The following is a 9,350-nucleotide window of genomic DNA, read 5'->3' as shown; positions in this document are numbered from 1 at the left end:
GGTGGCGGTGGCCGCCCCGGTCGTGCCGCTCGCGCTGCCGCTGCTGTCGCCGGCCGCTGACCAGATCGTCGCCTGGGTCGCGGCGGCGAAGGACAATGCCGGTCTGCCCTATGCGGTGATCGACAAGCAGGCGGCGTCGCTGCTGCTGTTCGATGCGAAGGGCGCATATGTCGGGCAGACGCCGGTGTTGCTCGGCGTCGGGATCGGGGACGATTCGTCGCCGGGCGTCGGCGCGAAGGATCTGGCCGAGATCGGGCCCGCCGAGCGGACCACGCCCGCAGGCCGGTTCGTCACGAAGTTCGGGCGCGCGTTCGGACGCCAGTCGGTGCTGTGGGTCGACTATGCCAATTCGGTCGCGATCCATGCGGTGATCACGACCCACAAGAAGGAACGCCGGGTCGAGCGGCTGGTGTCGCCGAGCCCGGATGACAACCGGATCAGCTTTGGCTGCATCAATGTCGGCAGCAAATTCTATACTGGCCAGCTGAGCCCGCTGTTCCGCCGCAAGGGCGGCGTGGTGTATATCCTGCCCGAGAGCCGGACGCTCGACGACGTGTTTCCGCGTGCGCGGCTGCTGCCCTATCTGAAGCCGACGCCGGTCGCGGCGACCCCTGGTGCGGAAAGCGAGCCGACATGATCCTGCTCTGGCTCGCCGCGGTGGCCGCTGCCCCCGCTCCTGCTCACCCCCCCGCTCGCGCCGACCGCCCCGTGGTGGTGAGCGCGCTGACGACCGAGGAGCTGATCGTGCAGTGCCGCGGCAAGGATGCGGACCCCGCGCCGAGCTTCTGCACCGGCTATATCCTCGGCGCGTTCGACACGCTGTCGATGGCGCGCGAGATCTGCCCCTCGGCAACCAAGGGCTCGACGATCGACGCGGTCGCGACGACGCGCAAATATCTGCGCACCAAGGGCAAGAAGGCGAAAGCCGCACCGATCTTCGTGGTCCGCGACGCGCTGCGCCGGTCCTTTGCGTGCAAGCGGAACGCCAAACGCTAGCCCGCCCGCCGTACCGGTAGCGGTACGGCCCTATGGACAATCCGCCGAGATGCCACCCGCGACGATTCGTCGGCGGGCGGCATGGCAATGGGCGACGCCAAGGTGAACAGCGACGGCCTTCGATAACCGAAATAGTGCCTCTTCTGAACATCCTCGCAACATTCGTATGAATCGGTCATATTTGGGTATTGTCATATAAGTCATTATGGAGAATTCATGTCCCCGGAACCGGACCAAGCGCGATCGCGCAGCCGGACAAGGGGGCCTTCATGAACTTCAGACATACCACGTCCTATATTGCACTTGCCGGATCGCTATTGCTGACGGCGATCCCCGCTGTGGCGCAGACCGCGACGGACAGCCCGGCGACGCCGGCCCAGGCCAAGGTCGAGGCCGATGCGCAGACCGCGTTCGCCGCGGGCGATACGGCCAAGACCGTGTCCGACGACATGATCGTCGTCACCGGATCGCGGATCCAGCGGCCCAACATGACATCGGCCGCGCCGATCACCTCGGTCACCGCGCAGGACATCCGCGCGCAGGCGGCGATCACCGTCGAGGACGTGCTCAACCGCCTGCCGCAGGTGTCGCCCGACAGCCAGCAGACCTATCAGGATTCGGACGGCCGCCAGCGGATCAAGCTGCGCAGCCTCGGCTTCGAGCGGACGCTGGTGCTGGTCGATGGCAAGCGGCTGGGCACGCAGAACGGCCAAGACGTCGGCATCATCCCGCCCTCGCTGCTCGAACGCGTCGACGTGCTGACCGGCGGCGCGTCGTCGGTCTATGGATCGGACGCGGTCGCGGGCGTGGTGAACTTCATCCTGAAGAAGGATTTCGAGGGGATCCAGCTCGACGGCAATTACAGCTTCTACAATCACGAGAACAAGGACACGATCGTGTCGCCGCTGGCGCGCGCGAACGCGTTCGAGGCGCCGCGCGGGCTGACCAATGACGGCGGCCGGTCCGACGTCACGCTGACCGCGGGCACCAAGCTGTTCGACGGCGCGCTGCGCGTGTCGGGCTTCGTCAATTACCGCCAGGCCAATGACGTCCCCTATGACGCACGGTCGAGCTCGGCATGCCAGCTGGTCCAGACCGGCAAGGACGGCCCGCTGTCCTGCTCGCTGTCGACCTATTCGCCGAGCGGCTATATCTCGCCGCGCAGCGGGGCGAACAGCGGCGTCGGCTATGTCAACGATCCCGCCGGCACGCGCAGCTTCGTGCCGTACGGCGCAGGCGCGGGCAACGCGGCCAACCCCTATGACGGCTATTCCTATCAGCGCGAATTCGAACGCTATACGGCGGGCGGCTTCGTCAGCGCGAAGATCGCACCCGAGCTCGAGCTCTATGGTTCGGGGATCTGGTTCCGCGACAGGTCGGTGAACCCCTATCCGACGCGCGTCTACAGCTACACCGCCTATGGCGACACGCCGTACCAGGTGAACTGCAACAACCCGTTCCTGTCGACGTCGCAGGCCAGCACGATCTGCGGTGCGCAGGCGGGGACGTCGGCGCTCGCGCCGCTCGACGTGCGCTATCGCTTCAACGACCTGCCCTTCTCGCCCGACGTCTATCTGAACAAGGGGATCCGCGCGACCGCGGGGATCCGCGGCACCGTCGGCGACGCGTGGACCTATGATCTGGGCGGCGTGTTCTCGCGCAACCAGCAGGACATAACCTTCGGCAATTTCGCCGATTTCGACCGGGTGAACCGCTCGCTCAACGTCGTCAGCGTCAACGGCACGCCGACCTGCGCGGCGACCGTGTCGGGGGTCGACCCGGCCTGTGTCCCGTTCAACGCGTTCAGCGCGGGCACGCTCGGCGGACCGCTGGCCGATTACCTCTTCACCGCGCGCAGCGGCACCTCGACCGGCGTCGCCAAATTGTGGGACATCGTGTCGTCCGTGACCGGCGACCTCGGCAAATACGGGATCACCTCGCCCTTTGCGAACCAGGGCGTCGCGATCGCGCTGGGCGGCGAATATCGCAAGGACAGCTATGCCTCGTCCGCGGATGCGATCTACCGCGAGCAGAATGGCGGCGAGGATTTCAACCTGAGCCAGGACGTGTGGGAATCGAACATCGAGGTCCAGGCGCCGCTGATCGAGGAGCGCCGCTTCGCGCATCTGCTGCAGGTCACGGGCGGCTATCGTGTGTCGAAATACAGCAGCAATCCCAAGACCTTCAACACGTGGAAGCTCGAGGGCACCTATGCCCCGGTCAGCGACCTGACGTTCCGCGCGTCGTTCAACAAGGCGCAGCGCGCACCGACCGTGTTCGAGATCCGCCAGGCGACCGCGATCAACTATAGCCGGCAGGGCGGATCGCAGAACGACTTCTGCGCCCCCGTGCCGCGCCAGATCGCGGACCCGGCCAATCCCGGCCGGACGATCACCACGACCACGCCGATCGCCTCGCGCGAGGTGTGCGCGGCGACCGGGCTGTCCGACGCACTTTATGGCAGCGCGACCCTGCTGTGCCCGAACGACCAGTGCACGGTGCGATCGGGCGGGTTCACCGCCGATCCCGAAACCGCCTATACCCAGACCTATGGCCTGGTCGTGAAGCCGAGCTTCCTGCGCGGGCTGGTCTTCTCGGTCGATCGCTACCGGATCAAGATCAACAACTCGCTCGGCTATAACGACGACAGCTATTACACCGATGGCTGCCAGCGTTCGAACGGCGACCCGTTCTTCTGCTCGGGGATCGTCCGCCAGCCCGGCACCGGCATCCTCTACGCCGCCGCCGCGAACAACCCGACCAGCGGCTTCATCCGCGCGGGCACGACCAATTATTATTTCTCGATCGCGCGCGGCTGGGACTTCCAGAGCCAGTATACGCTGGGTCTGGGCGGGGTCGGCAAGATCGACTGGAACTTCAACGGGTCGCTGACCACCTTTGCCGGCGGGCAGGACTCACCGCTCCAGCCCAAGCGCAATTGTGCGGGCTATTATGGCAATGGCTGCGGCCAGCTGCTGCCGAAATGGTCGCACGGGCTGCGGACGACCTATACGACGAGCGACGGCATCTTCAGCACCTCGTTCAACTGGCGCTATGTCGGGTCGCTGACGAGTGCGGACAATTCGGGCGATCCGGCGATCGGCGGCACGCCCGACCGCGCGCGGACGACCTTCTACAGGATCGCGCCGGTGAATTATTTCGACCTGGCGCTGACCTTCGCCGTGTCGCGCGACTTCTCGCTCCGGCTGATCGCGAACAACCTGCTCGACAAGACGCCGCCGATCCTGGCGAATTCCTACGACATCAGCCTGGCGCGCAGCAACACGATCCCCGCGCGCTACGACGCGCTGGGCCGCAACCTCGCGGTCGGGGCGCCGTGCGGTTCTGATCGAACCGGGGCGTATCGGGGGGGCTCGTCGTTCGCGACGGGCCCCCTTTTTTTTGGGAAGCGCGCCGGCGACGTCCGTCCGACGCTCCGCCCTCAAGACGCGTGAATATCCGCGTGCCGGGCGCCGGCAATTTCGACGTCATGACGCAAACGGAACAAGACTGCGTCGAGAGTGTTCGAACCTGTTGTAAGTACAGGGAGAGTTAAATGTCAGATTATCGGGGCGGCGAGCCAGTTCGTCAGAAGAGCGGCGCAGGCAAGACGATCGTCATCGTCCTTGTCGTCATTGCGGCCATCGTCGGTGTCCTCTTTGCGACCGGGTTCTGGAGCGCCAACGTGAAGGAAGGTTCGCTTCCGGAGTTCTCCGTCAAGGGCGGCGACATGCCGAATGTCGATCTCGATTCGAAGGCGGTCGTCGTCGGCACGAAGAAGACCGAAGTCGAGGTCCCCAAGGTCAAGACCGAAACCGAAACGGTCGACGTGCCCACCGTGGGCGTCAAGGACAATGGCGAGAAGTAAGACTTTGCCTGACGTCACGAGCCCTCACCTGACGGTGGGGGCTTTTTTTTGTGACGCGGATGTGAGGGCAGGATCGGGTAGCGTTATTGCCGGACGCGGGACCCGCCGGGTTGATTGGACCACCGCGTCCGCAGAGCGGCCAGTGTCGACGTCTGCAATTGGTGGGAAAGCAGAGGTGTTGGTTTCGCGCGCTACGGTTCGAACTTTACATAGCTCGCCGACTACATTTTGAGCGCACTTTCCCGGAAACACATACCGTGGCTGACCACGATCATACCACCTAGGCTGACGGCCTCCGCCCAATCACCATCCGGGCCGATCTTGCTGAACCCGCCACGGCCCGACATTTCGAAGGTCATATATTTCTTATAATCGCCGGACTTGACCATATCGTAGGTCGAACAAGAATCTCGATCCGGCTTGTCGCAACGGGTATAAGTGTTTCTGGTGTCATCAATAATTACGAGAAATTTTCCTATTGCCTCCAATGCGCAGGGCTTGTCGTAATTGCAGATCTCCTTACGCGAAGGACTGCAAAAAAAACGGATCGGATGCCGCGTCGCCTTGACCGCTCCATAGTCCGCTGACCGCCGCTAAAATCGTTAATCTTTCGAACATGGAAGCCCCTTTCTAGGCAACCTATCAGGCGCGAGGCGTGAGTCTATCCCGACATCTTAGGCATGCAGAATAGCGTACTTGTAAAACGTTGGCTCACGTCCGCTATTAAGAGATAGATGACGTCCCTTGTCCGTTCGCCCTGAGCGAAGTCGAACGGTGTGCTCCGGGTGGCGGTGCTTCGACTTCGCTCAGCACGAACGGAGTGTGGGGAGTGTGGGGAGTGTGGGGGGTCGGTGGGAGACGGTGCCCGCCCCCACCGCCGCACCGTTTATTTGCGGCCGAACAGTTTCTCGATGTCGCCATGCGCGAGTTTTACCCAGGTGGGGCGGCCGTGGTTGCATTGGCCCGAATGGGGGGTGATCTCCATTTCGCGGAGGAGCGCGTTCATCTCGGCGACCGAGAGGATGCGGCCGGCGCGGACCGAGCCGTGGCAGGCCATCGTGCCCGCGACCGCGTCGAGCCGTTCCTTGAGCGAAAGCGCCTCGTCGAACGCGGCGAGTTCGTCGGCGAGGTCGGTGACGAGCCCTTTGGGATCGCTCTGGCCGAGCAAGGCGGGGGTCGCGCGGACGAGCATCGCGCGCGCGCCGAAGCGTTCGAGGTCGAGCCCGAACTCGGACAGCTCGGCGGCGCGCGCCTCGAGCCGGTCGCAGGCGGGTTCGTCGAGTTCGACGACCTCCGGGATCAGCAGCGCCTGGCTCGCGACCGTGCCGCCGGCGAGCGCGGCGCGCATCCGTTCGAGGACGAGGCGTTCATGCGCGGCATGCTGATCGACAAGGACGAGACCGTCCTCCGCCTCGGCGACGATATAGGTCTTGGCGACCTGGCCGCGCGCGACGCCCATCGGGAAGGCGCTCGTCTGCGGCGGGGGTGTCCAGGCGGGTTCGGCTCTTGCCTGTGGGGGCGCGGCGAAGAACGTCGGGCGGGCGTCGTTTACCGTGGCGTAGCTGCGGTTTTCTAGCGGCAGCCTTTGGGGCGTGCCCTCACCTTCCCACCCGCTTTGCGGGCGGGGCCCCTTCCTCTCCCCCGGGGGGAGAGGAGGTTTCTGGCTGCCACATCGACAGGGCGGATTCGGATGCGCGCTGGCTGCGGTGGCCGGCGGCGTCGAGGGCGCGGCGCAGGCCCGAGACGATGAGGCCGCGGACCATTGCCGGGTCGCGGAAGCGGACCTCGGTCTTGGCGGGGTGGACGTTGACGTCGACCTGATCGGTGGGGACGTCGAGGAACAGCGCGACGACCGCGTGCCGGTCGCGCGGGAGCATCTCGGCATAGGCGCCGCGGATCGCGCCCATCAGCAGCCGGTCCTTCACCGGCCGGCCGTTGACGAACAGATACTGGTGGTCGGCGATGCCGCGATTGTAGGTCGGCAGGCTCGCAACCCCGCCGAGCACGAGCATGCCCGAGTCGACCGGGCGTTCGAGGTCGATCGTGACCGCATTGTCGGCGAGCGCGCGATCGGTGAGCGTCGCGACCCGGCCCGGCCGGTCCTCGACCTGTGTCGCCGCCAGCGTGCGGCGGCCGTCATGTTCGATCGTGAAGCCGATATCGGGACGCGCCATCGCGAGCCGGCGGACGACATCGAGACAGGCGGCATATTCGGCGCGCGGGGAGCGGAGGAACTTGCGGCGGGCGGGAACGCGCGCGAACAGATCCTCGACCACCACGCGCGTGCCGGGCGGCAGCGCGGCGGGGCCCTCGCGCTCAACCCGGCCATTGTCGACGATCCGCGACCAGCCCTCGGCCCCCCTCACCCGGCTCTCGATCGTCAGCCGCGCGACGCTGGCGATCGAGGGCAGCGCCTCGCCGCGAAAGCCGAGCGTCACGACCGATTCGATGATCTCGTCGGGCATCTTCGAGGTCGCGTGCCGTTCGAGCGCGAGCATCATGTCGGCGGGGGTCATCCCGCATCCGTCGTCGGCGACTTCGATGCGCGATGTGCCGCCTTCGACGAGGAGAATCGCGATGCGTCCGGCGCCCGCGTCAATGGCGTTCTCGACTAACTCCTTCAACGCGCTGGCGGGTCTTTCCACCACTTCACCGGCGGCGATACGATTGACGAGATGCTCGGGGAGACGCCGTATTGACATGGGTTTGCGTCTAGACCAAGCGACGGCATCCCGCGACCCGCAAACGCCCGCTTATTAGGCACCCGGTGCTCGAAAACACCGGCGGGGCCCGCGAGATGATGTGCGAAATGCCGCCCGTCCGGCGGCCAGGATTACGGGACCCTGATTGAATGGCCTTCTACTCGCGTTTCTTCAAGTTCATGTCGCACGACATGGCGATCGACCTCGGCACCGCGAACACGGTTGTCTATGTCCGTGGCCGCGGCATCGTCCTGAACGAGCCGTCGGTGGTCGCGGTCGAGACGATCAACGGCATCAAGCGCGTCAAGGCGGTCGGTGACGACGCGAAGCTGATGATGGGCAAGACCCCGGGCAATATCGAGGCGATCCGCCCGCTGCGCGACGGTGTGATCGCGGACATCGACGTCGCCGAGCAGATGATCAAATATTTCATCCAGAAGGTGCACGGCCCGCGCCGCTTCGCCCGCTGGCCCGAAATCGTGATCTGCGTGCCGTCGGGGTCGACCAAGGTCGAGCGCCGCGCGATCCGCGACGCCGCGTCGAACGCGGGCGCGAGCACGGTGTGGCTGATCGAGGAGCCGATGGCGGCCGCGATCGGCGCCGACATGCCCGTGACCGAGCCGATCGGCAGCATGGTCGTCGACATCGGCGGCGGCACGACCGAGGTCGCGGTGCTGAGCCTGCGCGGTCTGGCCTATACGACGTCGGTCCGCGTCGGCGGCGACAAGATGGACGAGGCGATCGTCAGCTATGTCCGCCGCAACCACAATCTGCTGATCGGTGAAGCGACCGCCGAGCGGATCAAGCAGGAGGTCGGCATCGCCAAGCCGCCGGTCGACGGCATCGGCACGATCATCCACATCAAGGGCCGCGACCTGGTCAACGGCGTGCCCAAGGAAATCCAGATCAACCAGGGCCAGATCGCCGAGGCGCTGAGCGAGCCCGTCGCGACGATCGTCGAGGCGTCCGCGTCGCGCTGGAGAACACCGCACCCGAGCTGGCCGCGGACATCGTCGACCAGGGCATCGTCCTGACCGGCGGCGGCGCGCTGCTGCAGGGGCTGGAGAGGTGCTGCGCGACGAGACCGGGCTGCCGGTGACGGTCGCCGAGGACCCGCTGACCTGCGTCGCGCTGGGCATCGGCCGCGCGCTCGAGGACCCGCTGTTCCGCGGCGTGCTGATGAGCGGCTGAGAAGCGTGTAGGTGGGAAACGGGTCAGTGGAAATCGCATCGACCGAGTCGCGGGGATAGGGCCCCGGACCCGGCGATGCCCGAGAACGAGGGGACAGGCGCATGGCGCCAGCCCGCGACCGCCGGACGGGGTTTTCCCGACGGCGTCAATATGGGGTGTTCGTAGGCTATGTGCTCGCCATCGCCGGTGCGGTGGTGGGCGCAGCGTTGCTCGTCGTCTCGACCTTCAACCCGCCCGCCTTTGCCGGCGCGCGGATGGGCGTGGCGGGCCTCACCGCGCCGGTCTCGTCTGGGCTCGCCTGGGTCGTGGGCGGGGTCGCCGCGGTGCCCGAGGCAATCGGGACCTATTTCTTCGTCCGCCAGGAAAATGTCGCACTGCGCCGCGAGCGTGAGCAGACGCGCGCTTTGCTGATGCGCGCGCGGACGATCGCCTATGACAATCGCCGGCTGCGATCGCTGCTGAAGGTCCGCGACCGGATCGCCGAACCGGTCGTCACCGCGCGCTGGTGAGTTCGAGCGCGTCGAGCGGGCGCCGGTTCGCCTTGCTCAACGCGGGCCGCTGGAGCGGCGTGCGGCCGGGCATGGCGGTGGGCG

At 66.1% G+C, this 9,350-nt stretch carries 6 protein-coding genes and 2 pseudogenes; 6 read left to right on the top strand and 2 right to left on the bottom strand.

Features of this window, described 5'->3' with window-relative positions; genetic code table 11:
* The 4 genes from NI18_RS14990 to NI18_RS14975 form a co-directional block, all read left to right on the top strand.
* Positions 1 to 637: hypothetical protein (locus NI18_RS14990; RefSeq protein WP_052149227.1), on the top strand; the 637-nt coding region annotated here is incomplete at its 5' end.
* Positions 634 to 996: a Rap1a/Tai family immunity protein gene (locus NI18_RS14985; protein WP_128082244.1), complete on the top strand. Its 363-nt coding sequence runs from the start codon at positions 634 to 636 to the stop codon at positions 994 to 996. The genes NI18_RS14990 and NI18_RS14985, both read left to right, overlap by 4 nt.
* Before the next feature lie 269 nt (positions 997 to 1,265).
* Positions 1,266 to 4,451: a TonB-dependent receptor gene (locus NI18_RS14980; protein WP_084215229.1), complete on the top strand. Its 3,186-nt coding sequence runs from the start codon at positions 1,266 to 1,268 to the stop codon at positions 4,449 to 4,451.
* Positions 4,452 to 4,552: 101 nt separating this feature from the next.
* Positions 4,553 to 4,864 carry a hypothetical protein gene (locus NI18_RS14975; protein WP_037530979.1) on the top strand — a complete coding sequence of 104 codons (312 nt, stop codon included), beginning with the start codon at positions 4,553 to 4,555 and terminating at the stop codon, positions 4,862 to 4,864.
* Between the two features lie 221 nt (positions 4,865 to 5,085).
* Here NI18_RS14975 and NI18_RS24445 read toward each other — a convergent pair whose 3' ends face one another.
* Both NI18_RS24445 and mutL read right to left on the bottom strand, forming a co-directional pair.
* Positions 5,086 to 5,352, bottom strand: a complete 267-nt coding sequence (locus tag NI18_RS24445) for a hypothetical protein (protein WP_128082243.1) — start codon at positions 5,350 to 5,352, stop codon at positions 5,086 to 5,088.
* A gap of 398 nt (positions 5,353 to 5,750) precedes the next feature.
* A pseudogene (gene mutL / locus NI18_RS14970) lies at positions 5,751 to 7,566 on the bottom strand (DNA mismatch repair endonuclease MutL).
* Positions 7,567 to 7,715: 149 nt separating this feature from the next.
* Here mutL and NI18_RS14965 point away from each other — a divergent pair.
* Together NI18_RS14965 and NI18_RS14960 are read left to right on the top strand one after the other, a co-directional pair.
* Positions 7,716 to 8,757 (top strand): annotated as a pseudogene (locus NI18_RS14965) (rod shape-determining protein).
* Positions 8,758 to 8,858: 101 nt separating this feature from the next.
* Complete coding sequence (locus NI18_RS14960; RefSeq protein ID WP_128082242.1) at positions 8,859 to 9,266, top strand: hypothetical protein; 408 nt, start codon at positions 8,859 to 8,861, stop codon at positions 9,264 to 9,266.
* Positions 9,267 to 9,350: the final 84 nt, after the last annotated feature.

This window comes from Sphingomonas sp. Ant20 (assembly GCF_000783375.1).
In the GTDB taxonomy this organism is placed as follows: domain Bacteria; phylum Pseudomonadota; class Alphaproteobacteria; order Sphingomonadales; family Sphingomonadaceae; genus Sphingomonas; species Sphingomonas aerolata.
This window is presented reverse-complemented; position numbering and strand designations above follow the sequence as displayed.

Excerpts from the sequence above, each read along its gene's own strand:
- NI18_RS14985 (WP_128082244.1), top strand. The coding sequence starts at position 634 with ATGATCCTGCTCTGGCTCGCCGCGGTGGCCGCTGCCCCCGCTCCTGCT.
- NI18_RS14980 (WP_084215229.1), top strand. The coding sequence starts at position 1,266 with ATGAACTTCAGACATACCACGTCCTATATTGCACTTGCCGGATCGCTA.
- NI18_RS14975 (WP_037530979.1), top strand. The coding sequence starts at position 4,553 with ATGTCAGATTATCGGGGCGGCGAGCCAGTTCGTCAGAAGAGCGGCGCA.
- NI18_RS14960 (WP_128082242.1), top strand. The coding sequence starts at position 8,859 with ATGGCGCCAGCCCGCGACCGCCGGACGGGGTTTTCCCGACGGCGTCAA.